Here is a 15,346-nt window from a genome sequence, read left to right as displayed (position 1 = left end):
TCACGGCTTGCTCAGGTCCACCAGCGGTGTGTCTCGCACCTCGACTTTTCGATCGCCCTGGATGTCATCAATGCGCTTGAGGGCTTTGTCCACGGCCCCCTTGTCCGCCAGAAGACTGTAGTGGATCTGGAACTGCTTGCGCTCTTTCGGTGCGATGCTGGGCACCAGGCCCAGCGGACGCTGGTAGCGGCGGTTATAGGAAAAACTGGTACCTGGCTCCAAGCCGGTCACGTAGCCCTGGCCTTGGGTATCGGTGTTTTTCCACAGGGAAAACACCGGAAGCGTCCCGGTATTGAAGCCCACGGAAACGCCGAGGCTACCGGCCTTGTTGTGCAGGACGGTCAGCGTATCGCCCTTGGCGTCGGCGTAAGGCACGACGTTGTAAACGGTTTCATCGTAGTCCTTGGTGGGAGCTCGATAGGTGGTCCAATCCTTCAGGTCGCCCTTGGCCTTGTCGTTGAACGGCGAAACCTGTTTGACCGGGGCGGCGAAGCGGGCCCCCTGCTCCAGGAATGGCGTGCTGAAATTGCTGTGATAGAGCGCCTGGTATTCCTTTGGATAATCGCCATTGTTGGTCAGCGTGTCGTTGAGGGAAAAGGTCACGCTGCCGGGCTCGGTGACCAATTCAGTCTGGACCGAGAAGTCAACCTTCTTGAACGCCTGCTCCTTCAACTCGCCTCGCAGGGTGATGGCGTAAGGTGGCTTTTCATCAATGTGCAAGGTGACTTTGTTCGCCGAAATGTTCGCGGCGCGCCCATGCAAGGTCAGCAGCTCACCGTTGTCGATGCCGGGGTGGCCGACCCACTCATAGCCGCAGCGGGTCACCAACTCATTGAAGCCTTCAAGCCAGCCCAGGCCACCTCGGCCGTTGAGTTCGATGAATGCTGGATTGACCACTTCTTTGACCGGCGAATCCCAGCCCATGCGCACATCGCCGACCGAGGCTTGAAGCACGTTCATGCCACGGGTCGGGACGACTGACAGCTTCAGAGTGCCGTTGTCGATGTCGACAATGCTCACGCCTTCCTGACGCCCCCCGTGGAGGGTGCGCATCGTCACGGAAAACGGCTTATCGGTTTTCACGCCCAGTTGTTGGCTGGTGATTTGCCAGGGTTGGGCGGCTTTATCGGAGTCGAGCAGTACGTAATCCCACGCCATCGCATGGGAAGCTACGCCCAAGGCGCCGAGGGCAACGAAGAGTCTTAGGGAATTCATGGAGACGGCCTTTTGTTGGAGTTGTGCGGTTTTTATAGACTTGAAGAAACGTTTCAGCAAGCCAAAAAACAGCAACTACCTGAAAAACTACACGGCTACAGATTGGAGATTTTTTGCGGGAAACGAGCTTGCTCGCGGTGATTTTTTGCCTAGGCAGCCTAGAACCCGTGGCGGGGGAGCTTGCTGCCGCTCGACTGCGCAGCAGTCGCAAGACGCGACGATAAGGTCTGCCTGAAAAGGCGCGGGCCTGCTGTGCAGGCCCGCGGGAGCAAGCTCCCTCGCAACGGGATTGGGTTGGCTTGCTCGTGAGGGGACGGTTTCAGCGGAACCGATCGACTTCTTTGCGAAGGTCCTGCGCCAGTTTTTCCAGTTCCTTGGCGGTGATCGCCAGGTTCGAAACCACTTCGCGCTGTTCGCTGTTGGCCATGGCAATACTCTGCAGGTTGCTGCTGAGCAGGGTCGCGGTGCTGCTTTGCTCCTGCGTAGCCGTAGTGATCGCGGCGAATTGCTGGCCGGCCGAGCGGCTTTGCTCATCGATACGCGCCAGGGCCGAGGCCACGTTGGCGTTACGCGACAAGCCTTCCTGCATGAGCAGGTTGCCCTTCTCCATGGTGCTGATGGCGTTGCCGGTTTCCTGCTGGATGCTGTTGATCATGCCGGAAATTTCGTCAGTGGCCTGGCGAGTGCGCGAGGCCAGGCTCCGAACCTCGTCAGCTACCACGGCAAAACCACGACCCTGCTCGCCCGCCCGTGCAGCTTCGATGGCGGCGTTCAACGCCAGCAGGTTGGTTTGCTCGGCGATCGAAGTGATCACACCGACAATGCCACCGATCTCCTGGGAGCGCTGGCCCAGCGTGTTGATGACCGTTGCAGTGCTGTTCAAGGCGCCCGCGATCTGTTCCAGGGACGATGACGCTTCGTCCATCGAGGTACGGCCGATGCGAGTCTGTTGGGCATTGTCCTGGGCCAGGCGCTCGGTATTGCCCATGTTGTCGGCGATGTTCAAGGAGGTGGCGCTGAATTCTTCCACCGCCCCGGCCATGCTGGTGATCTCGCCGGACTGTTGCTCCATCCCTTCATAGGCGCCACTGGACAATCCGGAGAGCGCCTGGGCACGGCTGTTGACCTCTTGGGAGGCTTTGCGAATGTGCTCGACCATGGTCGACAAGGCTTGGCTCATCTGGTTGAACGCACGGGCCAGTTGGCCGATCTCGTCGTGGCTCGACACATTCAGGCGCACGCTCAGGTCGCCGGCGCCCAAGGCTTCGGCCTGACGCACCAAGTCACCGAGGGGAGCCAGTTTGCTGCGCAACAGCCATACCGCCGCACCGACCGCCAGCAACATCGCCAGCAAACTGCCGATCGCCAGTTGCGTACCGACGTTCCAGGTCACTGCGTTGATCTCGGTTTTCGGCATGCTCGCCACGACCGACCAGGGCCCGCCCTCGAACGGCACGGCAACGCTATAGAACTCCTCCGCGGTGTCGTCCCAGAAAGCACCCTTGCCAGGCTTCTTGACCAACGCTGTGATGGCCGCGGTAGCACGGTCCAGCGCCTGCACGCCGGCCGGCGGCACCAACCATTTGTTCTGCTCGTCCAATAACGCCAGCGAACCGGTCTGTCCGATTCGGAAGCGCTTGAGGTTTTCGAACTGCGCATTCTGCGCATCGGTGTAATCGAATCCTACGTACAACACGGCAATGATCTTGCCGCTGCCATCACGTACAGGCGTGTACTGCGACATGTAGAAGCGCCCGAACAGCAACGCCCGGCCAATGTAGCTCTGGCCGCTGATCACCGGGCCGTAGGCCGGTCCGGCGCGGTCGAGCACAGTACCGATGGCGCGCGTACCGTCCTGTTTGCTGACGGATGTACTGACGCGGACAAAATCGTCGCCGCTGCGCACGAATACCGTGGCCACGCCGGCGGTCATCGTCTTGAAATCATCCACTTCCTTGAAATTGTTGTTCAACACTTCGCTGCCAAGGCTCAAGCCAGGCGTCTGAACGCCCGCCACCGTCACCGGCTGGTCCGGATGCACGCTCAAGCCGGCGCTGAAACGCTTTTCGAACAGACCCGCCAGCCGTTGGGTGCTTTCGCGCAACGTGCTGTGGAACGTGTTGAGCTGATCGGCCATCAGCCGCGCTTCGCTCGCGAGATGCTCTTCACGGGTAGAAAGGTTTGCAGCGTCAAGCGAACGCAAGGCAAAGACAGTACTGCCGGAGATCACGACCGCCAGTATCACGGCAAGGGCAAGGCCTAGCTGTGAGGCGATCCGGGCACGAGGTTGAGACATGACGGCTCCTGGCCGAGAGACTGGATCATCTTGATCACATCGCACGCTCGGCATCTGATTCGATGAGGTAGGTATTGGCCCTTTCTGAACGAAGGTTCTATGTTCACCTTCGGCCGTAACGCCGAATACTTGAGGGCTTTGGAAGGAATAATACCAAGTGGCTAGCACGGCGACTGCAACGTTTCAGCCCAGGCGCTTGACCTCAGGTAGTTGCATGGCCTTCACCTCGCTCTGGAGAAAGTCGCTGAGCCGGCGCAAACGTTCACCCCCGGGCCGGGTTTTCGGCCAGACCAGGTAGTAATGCTCGCCGCTGGCGACAGCGGTTGGCCATGGCAGGCTCAAGCGCCCCTGGGCAACGTCCTCGGCCACCATCAACAAATCGCCCATGGATACGCCGTAGCCGCGCGCGGCCGCGATCATGCCCAGTTCCAGGGTATCGAACACCTGACCGCCCCTGAGCGAGACTTTGTCCGCCAAGCCCATGCGCTGCAGCCAATTGCGCCAGTCGCGGCGATCCGGAGTGGGATGCAATAGCTCGGCCTTGGCCAATCGCGCCACATCCCAGGGTTGGTCATTGAGCAGGTTCGGAGCGCCGACCGGTATCAACTCCTCGGGAAACAGCAGGCTGGCCTCCCAGTCCGCAGGGAAATGCCCATTGCCCAGCAGGACTGCGCAATCGAAGGGCTCGGTATTGAAATCCACCGAGTCGATGTCCATCCAGGCGCTTGTCAGCTGCACTTCGTTGCCCGGTTGCAGATGGCGAAAGCGGCTCAGGCGCGCCAGCAGCCAGCGCATGGTCAGGGTCGATGGCGCCTTCATCCGCAGGATGCCGTCTTCTCCGTGCAATGTGTGGCAAGCCCGCTCCAGCGCCATGAAGCCCTCCCGCACGCCCGGCAGCAGCAGGCGCGCCGACTCGGTCAGTTGCAGGTTGCGCCCGCTGCGCTGGAACAGTCGACAGGCAAAGTGATCTTCCAGTGTGCGGATGTGCCGGCTGACGGCGCTCTGGGTGATCGACAGCTCCTCGGCGGCGCGGGTAAACGAGCTGTAGCGCGCCGCGGCTTCGAATGCCCGTAGCGCATAAAGCGGAGGAAGACGGCGAGACATCGCAAAAGCTCCATGGCGTGGTTTGCAAACCCTACCAGAAACCCATTCAGCATGAGTTTTAATCATGCCAGCGATCTTTTTTATCCTTTTGTGCAATCCGGCGGGAGGGCCGAGAATCTTCGTCTTACTGCCTTGCTGGAACATGGAGTGTGATGATCATGCGGCATCCTGTGCGTACCGAACTCTGGGCCATCCTGCGCCTGGCGGGACCGTTGATTGCTTCGCAGTTGGCGCACATGCTGATGGTGCTGACGGACACCCTGATGATGGCTCGCCTGAGCCCCGAAGCCCTGGCCGGCGGCGGGCTCGGGGCGGCGAGCTATTCATTCGTATCGATTTTCTGCATCGGCGTCATCGCGGCGGTGGGCACCCTGGTAGCGATCCGCCAGGGCGCGGGCGACATCGAAGGCGCCACCCGGCTGACCCAGGCCGGATTATGGCTGGCGTGGTTGATGGCGCTGGTGGCGGGCGTGCTGTTGTGGAATCTCAAGCCGGTGCTGTTGATGTTCGGCCAGACCGAAACCAACGTGCTCTCTGCCGGGCAATTCCTGCTGGCACTGCCGTTCGCCCTGCCCGGTTACCTGAGTTTCATGGCCCTGCGTGGCTTTACCAGCGCCATCGGGCGGGCCACGCCGGTGATGGTGATCAGCCTCGGCGGCACGGTGGCCAACTTCCTTCTCAACTATGCGCTCATCACCGGCATGTTCGGCCTGCCGAAGCTCGGCCTGATGGGGATCGGCCTGGTCACGGCCATCGTCGCCAACTGCATGGCCCTGGCGCTGGCCTGGCACATTCATCGGCACTCGGCCTACCGCGCTTATCCATTGCTTGCCGGCCTGTCGCGACCCAATCGCCAATACCTCAAGGAACTGTGGCGACTGGGCTTGCCGATTGGTGGTACTTACGCGGTGGAAGTCGGCCTGTTCGCATTCGCCGCCCTGTGCATGGGCACCATGGGCAGCACGCCGCTGGCGGCCCACCAGATCGCGCTGCAAATCGTCTCGGTGGCCTTCATGGTTCCGGCGGGCATGTCCTACGCCATCACCATGCGTATCGGCCAGCATTACGGTGCCGGGCAATTGCTCATGGCGCGCCTGGCCGGGAGGGTCGGGATTGGTTTTGGCGCGGCCGCCATGCTGGCGTTCGCCATGGTGTTCTGGCTGCTGCCGAATCAATTGATCGGCCTGTTCCTGGACCATGAGGACCCGGCGTTCCGCGCGGTCATCGACCTGGCGGTGAGCCTGTTGGCCGTGGCGGCGTGGTTCGAGCTGTTCGACGGCACACAAACCATCGCGATGGGTTGCATCCGCGGATTGAAGGACGCCAAGACCACGTTCCTGGTGGGCCTGGGTTGCTATTGGTTGATCGGCGCGCCGGCGGCGTGGTGGATGGCGTTCCATTTGCATTGGGGCCCGACCGGCGTCTGGTGGGGCCTCGCCCTGGGCCTGGCCTGCGCGGCGGTGAGCCTGACGTTGGCGTTCGAGTGGAAGATGAAGCGGATGATTCGCAGCGAGCCGGGACAGCAAGGTTTCGAAGCGATCCAGGCCAAATGAAACAAAGCCCCTTGTGGGAGCTCGCTCCCACCGGGTTTTGGGTTAGCTGATTTCCAGCATCGACTGCTGATCACCCTCGGACATCAGGTATTCAACCAACTCCGCCAGCGGCAACGGCTTGCTGATCAGGAACCCCTGCACCTGGTCGCATCCGAAACCGCGCAGCAACTCCAGTTGCTCGCGGGTCTCGACGCCTTCGGCCACCACCTCGAGGTTGAGGTTATGGGCCAGGTTGATCATCGCGTGGACCAGCTTGCGGTTCTCTTCGCGCTGCTCCATGCCGCCGACGAAGCTCTTGTCGATCTTGAGCAGGGCGATGGGCAGGCTGTTGAGGTGCACGAACGAGGAGAATCCGGTGCCGAAATCATCCAGGGAGAACCGTACCCCCAGGCGACCCAGGGCATCCATGGTCTGTTTGACCAGTTCGCTGCGACGCATCACGGCGGTTTCGGTGAGCTCGAACTCCAGCCATTGGGCCTCGACACCCCGTTCGGCGATCAACCGGCTCAGGGTCGGCAGCAACTGGCTGTCCTGGAACTGCCGGAACGACAGGTTGATCGCCATGTGCAACGGCGCCTGCCCACGTTCACGCAGGTCCTGCATGTCCCGAAGGGCCCGGGCAATCACCCAGTAACCCAACGGCACGATGAGCCCGCTCTGCTCGGCCAGCGGCACGAACTCACTCGGTGGCAACAAGCCGCGCTCGCCATGGCGCCAGCGCACCAGGGCTTCGAGGCCGACAATCGTGCCATCTGCCAGGTTCAGCCGAGGCTGGTAATGCAATTCCAGCTCATCACGTCGCAACGCCCGCCGCAGCTCGCTTTCCAGGTCGGCGAGGCTGCGGGCGTTGCGGTTGATGCGCTCGTTGAAGATATGAAAGGTGCAGCCTTGGGTGCTCTTGGCCTGCTGCATGGCGATGTGGGCGTGCCACATCAAGGGGTCCGCACCGGCTTGCGCCCGGGCGTGGGCAATGCCCAGGCTGCAACCGATCAACAGGCTTTCACCGTCGACCCAGTAGGGTTCGGCCATGGCTTCGATGATGCGCTCGGCCATCCACTCCGCTCGCTGAGGCGCCCGGCGGGTGTCGATCAACAAGGCGAACTCGTCGCTCCCCAGCCGTGCCAGCTGATCACCGGCCTCAAGCGCGCCTTTGAGCCGCGAGACAACCTGCAGGATCAGCCGATCGCCGGCCTGGTGGCCGAGGGCGTCATTGGCGTGGCGGAAATTGTCGAGGTCCAGGTGACCCAGGGCCAGGCCACGGCCTTCGTTTTCAGCCAGGCGAGCCGCCAGCAAGGTCTGAAAACCCTGGCGGTTGGCGATGCCTGTCAACGGGTCCTGCTCGGCGAGCCGTTGCAGGGTGTTTTCGAGCATCCCCCGCTCGCGCACGTGACGCAGGCAACGACGCAGGGTCGCCTCATCGAGGGCGTCGCGCACCAGCCAGTCGCTGACGCCATCCGGGGAAACCGAAGGTTCATGCTCGAGCAACAGAACTGTCGGCAAACGACAACGACCCGGTGCCGGCTGCAGGGCGGCAACGGTGAGCAGCACCGCGTTGCGGTTGTCCTCGAACAAGCTGCTGACCGAGTCCCAGTTCGGGGCGCTGATCAACACGACCGAGGGCCCCATGGGCGCCAGGCACTCGCGCAATATCGCTGACCACTCAGGCGTTTCGGCCAACAACAGCAAACGCAAGGGTTCGACAGGCGTGGACAAGCTGACTCCCTAGACTCTGCAAGGTGGTAGGCGCGGGGCATTATGACGCGCCGATGGGCAATCACCAATGCCAATGGTTCTCAGATACCCGCTTTTTGAAGCTTTTTCATCTCAAAAAACGAACGTTGGAACCAATTTCCGTCCGCATCCTGAGGGAAAGTGACGAAAGCGGCAATTGCAATGATGCGCAACGTCACAAGTCGGACAGGGCAGCACAATTCTCAGAGCCTGTTAAAATGCCGGCCCATTTCGCAAACGACTCCCTGAACCCTGTCATGTCCCGACTCAACCCCCGGCAGCAAGAAGCCGTGAACTATGTCGGCGGCCCTCTTTTGGTGCTCGCCGGTGCAGGCTCCGGCAAGACCAGCGTGATCACCCGCAAGATCGCGCACCTGATCCAGAATTGTGGCATCCGCGCCCAGTACATCGTCGCCATGACCTTCACCAACAAGGCCGCCCGGGAAATGAAAGAGCGGGTCGGCGGCCTGCTGCGCGCCGGCGAAGGTCGCGGCCTGACGGTCTGCACCTTCCACAACCTGGGCTTGAACATCATCCGCAAGGAACATGCGCGGCTGGGCTACAAACCGGGCTTCTCGATCTTCGACGAGGCCGACGTCAAGGCCCTGATGACCGACATCATGCAGAAGGAATATTCCGGCGACGACGGCGTGGATGAGATCAAGAACATGATCGGCGCCTGGAAAAACGACCTGATCCTGCCGCCCGAAGCACTGGAAAACGCCCGCAACCCCAAGGAACAGACCGCCGCCATCGTCTACGCCCATTACCAGCGCACGCTCAAGGCGTTCAACGCGGTGGACTTCGACGACCTGATCCTGTTGCCGGTCAAACTGTTCCAGGACCACGCCGACATCCTCGAGAAATGGCAGAACAAGGTCCGCTACCTGCTCGTGGACGAATACCAGGACACCAACGCCAGCCAGTATCTGCTGGTGAAACTGCTGATCGGCAAACGCAACCAGTTCACCGTGGTGGGCGACGATGACCAGTCGATTTACGCCTGGCGCGGCGCGCGGCCGGAAAACCTGATGCTGCTCAAGGAAGACTACCCGTCGCTCAAAGTGGTGATGCTGGAACAGAACTACCGCTCCACCAGCCGGATCCTGCGCTGCGCCAACGTGCTGATTTCCAACAACCCCCATGAGTTCGAAAAACAACTGTGGAGCGAGATGGGCCACGGCGACGAGATCCGCGTGATCCGTTGCCGCAACGAAGACGCCGAAGCCGAGCGCGTGGCCATGGAAATCCTCAGCCTGCACTTGCGCACCGACCGGCCGTACAGCGATTTTGCGATCCTGTACCGCGGCAACTACCAGGCCAAGCTGATCGAGCTGAAACTGCAGCATCACCAGGTCCCGTATCGTCTGTCGGGGGGGAACAGCTTTTTCGGCCGCCAGGAAGTGAAGGACCTGATGGCCTACTTCCGCCTGATCGTGAACCCGGACGACGACAACGCCTTCTTGCGGGTGATCAACGTGCCGCGCCGGGAAATCGGTTCGACCACCCTGGAAAAACTCGGCAACTACGCCACCGAGCGCAAGATCTCGATGTACGCCGCCACCGACGAAATCGGCCTTGGCGAGCATCTGGACAGCCGCTTCACCGATCGCCTGGCGCGCTTCAAGCGTTTCATGGACAAGGTCCGCGAGCAGTGCGCCGGGGAAGATCCGATCTCTGCGCTGCGCAGCATGGTCATGGACATCGACTACGAAAACTGGCTGCGCACCAACAGCTCCAGCGACAAGGCCGCCGACTACCGCATGAGCAACGTCTGGTTCTTGATCGAGGCGTTGAAGAACACCTTGGAAAAAGACGAAGACGGCGACATGACCGTCGAGGACGCCATCGGCAAGCTCGTGCTGCGGGACATGCTCGAACGCCAGCAGGAAGAGGAAGAAGGCGCCGAAGGTGTGCAGATGATGACGCTGCACGCCTCCAAAGGCCTGGAGTTTCCCTACGTGTTCATCATGGGCATGGAAGAAGAAATCCTGCCGCACCGTTCCAGCATCGAGGCCGACACCATCGAAGAAGAACGGCGCCTGGCCTACGTCGGGATTACCCGGGCACGCCAGACGCTGGCCTTCACCTTCGCCGCCAAGCGCAAGCAATACGGCGAAGTGATCGACTGCGCCCCGAGCCGCTTCCTCGATGAGTTGCCGCCGGACGACCTGGCCTGGGAAGGCAACGACGATACGCCGACAGAGGTCAAAGCCGTTCGCGGCAACAGTGCCTTGGCGGATATACGCGCGATGTTGAAGCGCTAGAATTTTCCACTATTTCAGGCGCTGAACGCGTCCCAGAGGAGGCTTCATGGAAGCCCTGCACCAGAAAATCCGAGAGCTAGGCATCGTGCTGTCCGACCAGGTATTGAAGGTCGATGCGTTTCTCAACCACCAGATCGATCCGCAGTTGATGAAGCTGATCGGTGATGAATTTGCCGCACTGTTCAAGGATTCGGGCATCACCAAGATCGTCACCATCGAAGCCTCGGGCATCGCCCCGGCGATCATGACCGGGCTGAATCTTGGCGTGCCGGTGATCTTCGCCCGCAAGCAACAGTCCCTGACCCTGACGGAGAACCTGCTGTCGGCCACCGTGTATTCCTTCACCAAGAAGACCGAAAGCACCGTCGCCATCAGCCCGCGCCACCTGACCAGCAGCGACCGCGTGCTGATCATTGATGATTTCCTGGCCAACGGCAAAGCCTCCCAGGCGCTGATTTCCATCATCAAGCAGGCCGGCGCCACCGTCGCCGGGCTGGGGATCGTGATCGAGAAGTCGTTCCAGGGCGGCCGCGCCGAACTGGATGCCCAGGGCTATCGCGTCGAATCGTTGGCCCGGGTGAAGTCGTTGGCGGGTGGGGTTGTGACCTTCCTCGACTAATACCCATTCCCCTGTGGGAGCGAGCCTGCTCGCCCCCACAGGGGATGGCCGATTTCTAAGGCGCGGTCGCCTTGAGCCCCGCCAGCAACAGCCGCTGATACAGCTCTTCCTTCAGCCCCTCCGGGCTCGTCAGCTGCATTCGCTCCAGATGCCCGGCATATTCCCAGGGCTGCGGCGCATCCAGGGCGGCTTTGCCCAGATCCAGGATCTCGGTGAGCTTGAATTTGCTTTTCAGCCAATTCAGCGCCCGCAATAAGTCCCGCTCGACCTCATCGAAATCACAGCCCAACGGGTACTCCGGAAACAGGTTGGGATGCCGCGCCTGGATCCCCTGCAAACGCTCCGAGGTGTTGTCGGCAAAGCGTGGATCGAGGCGAAAGTCCTTCGGCAGCTTGCCGGCATTTTGCGCTTGCTCGATCAATCCGGGTTGGAAGCGTGAATCGCTGATGTTCAGCAACGCCTCGATCACCGCGGCGTCGGTCTTGCCCCGCAGGTCGGCGATGCCGTACTCGGTTACCACAATGTCACGCAAATGGCGTGGAATCGTGCAGTGACCGTATTCCCAGACAATGTTCGAACTGACCACCCCTCCCGATTCCCGCCAGCTACGCAACAGCAGTATCGAACGCGCCCCTTCAAGCGCGTGGCCCTGGGCGACGAAGTTATACTGCCCACCGACGCCGCTGAGCACCCGCCCGTTTTCCAATTGGTCAGCCACTCCCGCGCCCATCAAAGTCATGGTGAAGACCGTGTTGATGAACCGAGCATCGAGGCGCTGCAAGCGCTTGAGCTGCTCCTGACCGTACAGCTCGTTGATGTAGCTGATACGCGTCATGTTGAATTCAAGCAGACGGCTCTGCGGCAACTCGCGCAAGCGCTCGTAGAAACTGCGCGGGCCGAGGAAGAACCCGCCATGAATGCAGATGCCATCGGGTTGCGCCGCCTCGTCGAGGGTTCCGGCAATGGCCCGATCCTGGGTCGGCTCGTCGGGGTAGACCTTGCGCCGGATAATTCCGGCTTCCGCCAGCACCAGCAAACCGTTGACGAACATCTCACTGCAACCGTACAACCCCTTGGCGAAAGGCTCGACCCCGCCTTCGCGCTCGATCAATTGCGCCCACTGGCTGAGGTTCAGTTCCGCCAACAGAGCCTGGTAACCGGCGTTATCGGCTTGGCGCGCCAGCAGCGCCGCTGTCAGTGCGTCGCCCATGGAGCCGATGCCGATTTGCAACGTACCGCCATCGCGCACCAAGGTGCTGGCATGCAGGCCGATCAAGTGATCCTGGAACCCCACCGGCATGTTAGGCGTGGAAAACAACGTGTGGCTGTCCTTCTCGTCGATCAACAAGTCGAAGCCATCGATGCCGATTTCCGCGTCACCGGGCATGTACGGCAAGTCGCTGTGGACCTGGCCCACCATGAGAATGGTCTCCCCCGCCTCGCGCCGCTTGGCGATCATCGGCAACAGATCCAGGGTAATGTCCGGATTGCAACTCAGGCTAAGCCGATCCAGGTGCTCCGGGTCGCTCGCCACCAGTTGGGCGATCAGGTTCAAGCCTGCCCCGTTGATGTCCCGGGCCGCGTGGCTGTAGTTACTGCTGACATAGTCCTGCTGGGCCGACGCGCTGTGTAAAAGGCTGCCGGGCTGCATGAAGAATTGTTGGACGCGGATATTGGCCGGCAGGCTATCGCGCTGCAGGTCGGCCAGGTAATCGAGTTCGGGATAATCGCCAAAGACCCGTTCGACGAAGGGTTCGAGGAAGCGCTTCTGCAACCCATCGCCCAAGGTCGGCCGCCCCAGGCTCAAGGCGGTGTAAATGGTCAGCTGTCGCTCGGGCAGTTGCGCGATGCGCCGGTACAGCGCGTTGGCGAACAGATTGGGTTTGCCCAGCCCAAGGGGCATGCCGAGGTGGATATGCGCGGGCAGACGCTCGAGTACGTCATCCACCGCCTGTTCGATTGAACACAACTGCACCATCCGACCCTCCGGGACATTCCATGAATGTGGGTTGGACCGAGCTTGCCGGGTCTTGGTTGCGATGACCAGTCCGGAAAAAAATCCCAGGCACAAAAAAGCCGCTCGTAAGCGGCTTTTTTGCGGAAGATGAATGCCTGTTACAGACCGGACATCTCTTTGATGGCGCCTTTGAGTTCATCATCGGTGCAATCGGCGCAGGTGCCTTTAGGCGGCATGGCGTTGACGCCCGTGATGGCCTTGGCCAGGATGCCATCGAGACCGCCCTGGTGGTCGGCGCGTTCTTTCCAGGCTGCCTTGTCACCGATTTTCGGCGCGCCCAGCAGACCAGTACCGTGGCAAGCGTTGCAATGTTTGGCAATGACGTCTTTTGGCGCCTTGGCACCGCCGGCACCGCCCGCCGCTGTAGCCACTTCCATCCCCTTGCATTCCTTGCCCTGGACGCAAACCTGGCCGACGGGTTCAAGGCGCTTGGCGATGTCATCGTTGGGCGCCGCTTGAGCGCTCGCAGCCCATAGGGCCAATACGGTTGCTGGTGCAGCCAGCATTTTCATAATTAGGTTCACGCGTACACCCTCAATGGTGGCTAGTCACGCCTGCGGCCACGGTTTGCAGGCGGGCGCAAGTATAGCGGTAAGCCTGTCACTCCGAAACAACCCCAAAGTCGCAAGGGTCTTGTTTGTCATGACAGGCCAACCTTCGGGCGCCATTGCCCCTGCGGGCTCGGCGCCTCTTGGTCTAGAAATTGGCCGGTGTGGCTGCGCTGATCAGTCGCGCCGGCACGTCGAACGGGTTACGGAAGCGGTGGGGCTTGGTGCTTTCGAAATAGTAGCTGTCACCGGCTTCGAGCACGAAGGTTTCGGCGCCCACCACCAATTCCAACCGCCCTTCCACCAGGATCCCGGTTTCTTCGCCTTCGTGGGTGAGCATCTCGTCGCCCGTGTCGGCGCCAGGCGGATAGATTTCGTTCAAAAACGCAATCGCCCGGCTCGGATGCGCCCGGCCCACCAGTTTCATGGTCACGGCGCCATCGGAGATGTCGATCAGTTCGTTGGCTTTGTAGACGATCTGGGTCGGTTTCTCCTGGAGGATTTCTTCGGAGAAAAACTCGACCATGGACATGGGAATCCCGCCAAGGACCTTGCGCAGCGAGCTGATCGAGGGGCTCACGCTGTTTTTCTCGATCATCGAAATGGTGCTGTTGGTGACGCCCGCGCGCTTGGCGAGTTCACGCTGGGAAAGGCCTTTGAGTTTACGAATGGATTGCAGTCGTTCACCGACGTCCAATGCTGGAGCCTCCAGGGAATCAGATTGTGTGTAAAGTGAGCGTTATCATGGCGACAGCGTTCAGTATTTACAACACTTTGGCCCGAATCCTGTGCGGTGAAGCGACTTTCGGTAGATAGCGCTCAGCCTCACCCCTTGGAATAGAGCCTTGGCACCCGCCGCAGGTTGCAGAATATCTGGTAGGGAATCGTGCCGGCAGCCATCGCCACGTCGCTGGCGAGGACATTTTTGCCCCATAGCTCGACCGTGGAGCCGAGCCCGGCCTGGGGGATATGGGTCAAGTCCACGCACAGCATGTCCATCGATACCCGCCCGACCAGTTGGCTACGCTGCCCGTCCACCAGCACCGGCGTGCCGTTGGGCGCCTGGCGCGGGTAGCCGTCGGCGTAGCCCATGGCGACCACGCCCACGCGTGTCGGTTGCGCCGTGACAAAGCGTGCGCCATAACCCACGGGCTCGCCGACAGGAAGCTCGCGCACGCTGATGATTCTAGACTCCAGCGTCATAACCGGCTGCAGGCGCGAAGCAACGGCATTGGCCTCCTCGAAAGGCGTTGCGCCGTACAGCATGATGCCGGGCCGCACCCAGTCGCTGGGGATCTGCGGCCAACCCAGCACCGCCGGAGAATTGCGCAGGCTGACCTCTGCCATCAGGCCCTGGCGGGCCTGCTCGAATACCGCTAATTGTTGCAGGCTGCTGGGGTCATGCAGTTCATCGGCACGGGCGAAGTGACTCATTAATACGATCTTCGCCACGTTTCCACTGGCCAGGAGGCGACGATACGCCGGCTGGAACTCGTCCTGATGCAATCCGACCCGATGCATACCCGAATCGAGCTTGAGCCAGACCGTGATCGGCTTGCCCAGCGTCGCGCGCTCGATCGCTTCGAGTTGCCACAACGCATGCACCACGCACCAGAAATCATGTTCGACGATCAAGGCAAGCTCATCGGCCTCGAAAAATCCTTCCAGCAGCAGGATCGGTCCACCAATACCGCTCGCTCGCAGCTCCAGGGCCTCTTCGATACAGGCCACGGCAAACCCGTCGGCCGTTTCCTGCAAAGCTTCGGCGCAGCGCACCGCCCCGTGCCCATAGGCGTCGGCCTTGATCACCGCAAGGGCTTTGGCCCCCGTGACTTCACGGGCCAATTGATAGTTATGACGCAAGGCTTGGAGGTCGATCAGGGCACGGGCAGGACGCATGGCGGCACGCTTCTAGGCAGTCATGGATAAAAAACCGGCGCAGGCTGACAGCATCAACCACCAACAGCGCCGGGAGAGGGAGAGTTTTGACAGCTGT

The 15,346-nt window shown here is 61.1% G+C and carries 11 protein-coding genes; 3 read left to right on the top strand and 8 right to left on the bottom strand.

Translation table 11 applies throughout. The annotated features are described in order from the left end of the window. The 3 genes from DOCECA_RS23255 to DOCECA_RS23245 all read right to left on the bottom strand — a co-directional run bounded on the left by DOCECA_RS23255 (position 1) and on the right by DOCECA_RS23245 (position 4,615). Positions 1-1,215: an aldose 1-epimerase family protein gene (locus tag DOCECA_RS23255; RefSeq protein WP_434701343.1), complete on the bottom strand. Its 1,215-nt coding sequence runs from the start codon at positions 1,213-1,215 to the stop codon at positions 1-3. A gap of 319 nt (positions 1,216-1,534) precedes the next feature. Further along, positions 1,535-3,511 carry a methyl-accepting chemotaxis protein gene (locus DOCECA_RS23250; protein WP_434608886.1) on the bottom strand — a complete coding sequence of 659 codons (1,977 nt, stop codon included), beginning with the start codon at positions 3,509-3,511 and terminating at the stop codon, positions 1,535-1,537. 183 nt (positions 3,512-3,694) lie between these two features. Beyond that, entirely contained in the window at positions 3,695-4,615 is a 921-nt protein-coding gene (locus DOCECA_RS23245; protein WP_420765159.1) for a LysR substrate-binding domain-containing protein, read from the bottom strand. 152 nt (positions 4,616-4,767) lie between these two features. Here DOCECA_RS23245 and DOCECA_RS23240 point away from each other — a divergent pair, with 152 nt between their 5' ends. Beyond that, complete coding sequence (locus tag DOCECA_RS23240; protein WP_445571152.1) at positions 4,768-6,168, top strand: NorM family multidrug efflux MATE transporter; 1,401 nt, start codon at positions 4,768-4,770, stop codon at positions 6,166-6,168. A 42-nt stretch (positions 6,169-6,210) separates the two neighbouring features. Here the strand turns inward: DOCECA_RS23240 and DOCECA_RS23235 are convergent, their stop codons facing one another. Beyond that, positions 6,211-7,881 (bottom strand): putative bifunctional diguanylate cyclase/phosphodiesterase, encoded by a 1,671-nt coding sequence (locus DOCECA_RS23235; protein ID WP_434561649.1) that lies wholly within the window; start codon positions 7,879-7,881, stop codon positions 6,211-6,213. Positions 7,882-8,156: 275 nt separating this feature from the next. Between DOCECA_RS23235 and rep the strand changes: the two genes are divergently transcribed. Both rep and DOCECA_RS23225 read left to right on the top strand, forming a co-directional pair. Continuing rightward, positions 8,157-10,166, top strand: coding sequence for a DNA helicase Rep (gene rep, locus DOCECA_RS23230; RefSeq protein ID WP_420765162.1), 2,010 nt, complete (start codon positions 8,157-8,159; stop codon positions 10,164-10,166). Positions 10,167-10,212: 46 nt separating this feature from the next. After that, on the top strand, positions 10,213-10,785 hold the full coding sequence (locus DOCECA_RS23225; RefSeq protein WP_420765163.1) for a xanthine phosphoribosyltransferase: 573 nt from the start codon (positions 10,213-10,215) through the stop codon (positions 10,783-10,785). Positions 10,786-10,840: 55 nt separating this feature from the next. Here DOCECA_RS23225 and DOCECA_RS23220 read toward each other — a convergent pair whose 3' ends face one another. From DOCECA_RS23220 to alr, 4 genes are all read right to left on the bottom strand, one after another. Next, positions 10,841-12,763, bottom strand: coding sequence for an acetyl-CoA hydrolase/transferase C-terminal domain-containing protein (locus DOCECA_RS23220; protein WP_445571151.1), 1,923 nt, complete (start codon positions 12,761-12,763; stop codon positions 10,841-10,843). Positions 12,764-12,900: 137 nt separating this feature from the next. Beyond that, positions 12,901-13,314, bottom strand: a complete 414-nt coding sequence (locus tag DOCECA_RS23215) for a c-type cytochrome (RefSeq protein ID WP_434611694.1) — start codon at positions 13,312-13,314, stop codon at positions 12,901-12,903. A 184-nt stretch (positions 13,315-13,498) separates the two neighbouring features. Next, complete coding sequence (locus tag DOCECA_RS23210) at positions 13,499-14,047, bottom strand: cupin domain-containing protein (protein WP_030138196.1); 549 nt, start codon at positions 14,045-14,047, stop codon at positions 13,499-13,501. Between the two features lie 128 nt (positions 14,048-14,175). After that, positions 14,176-15,249 (bottom strand): alanine racemase, encoded by a 1,074-nt coding sequence (gene alr / locus DOCECA_RS23205; RefSeq protein ID WP_445571150.1) that lies wholly within the window; start codon positions 15,247-15,249, stop codon positions 14,176-14,178. Positions 15,250-15,346 lie beyond the last annotated feature (97 nt).

The sequence above is a fragment of the Pseudomonas sp. E102 genome (assembly GCF_052660185.1).
This window is presented reverse-complemented; position numbering and strand designations above follow the sequence as displayed.

Bases quoted from the DNA above. Each gene is read 5' to 3' on its own strand.
- DOCECA_RS23255 (WP_434701343.1), bottom strand. From the start codon at position 1,215: ATGAATTCCCTAAGACTCTTCGTTGCCCTCGGCGCCTTGGGCGTAGCT.
- DOCECA_RS23250 (WP_434608886.1), bottom strand. From the start codon at position 3,511: ATGTCTCAACCTCGTGCCCGGATCGCCTCACAGCTAGGCCTTGCCCTT.
- DOCECA_RS23245 (WP_420765159.1), bottom strand. From the start codon at position 4,615: ATGTCTCGCCGTCTTCCTCCGCTTTATGCGCTACGGGCATTCGAAGCC.
- DOCECA_RS23240 (WP_445571152.1), top strand. From the start codon at position 4,768: ATGATCATGCGGCATCCTGTGCGTACCGAACTCTGGGCCATCCTGCGC.
- rep (WP_420765162.1), top strand. From the start codon at position 8,157: ATGTCCCGACTCAACCCCCGGCAGCAAGAAGCCGTGAACTATGTCGGC.
- DOCECA_RS23225 (WP_420765163.1), top strand. From the start codon at position 10,213: ATGGAAGCCCTGCACCAGAAAATCCGAGAGCTAGGCATCGTGCTGTCC.
- DOCECA_RS23220 (WP_445571151.1), bottom strand. From the start codon at position 12,763: ATGGTGCAGTTGTGTTCAATCGAACAGGCGGTGGATGACGTACTCGAG.
- DOCECA_RS23215 (WP_434611694.1), bottom strand. From the start codon at position 13,314: ATGAAAATGCTGGCTGCACCAGCAACCGTATTGGCCCTATGGGCTGCG.
- alr (WP_445571150.1), bottom strand. From the start codon at position 15,249: ATGCGTCCTGCCCGTGCCCTGATCGACCTCCAAGCCTTGCGTCATAAC.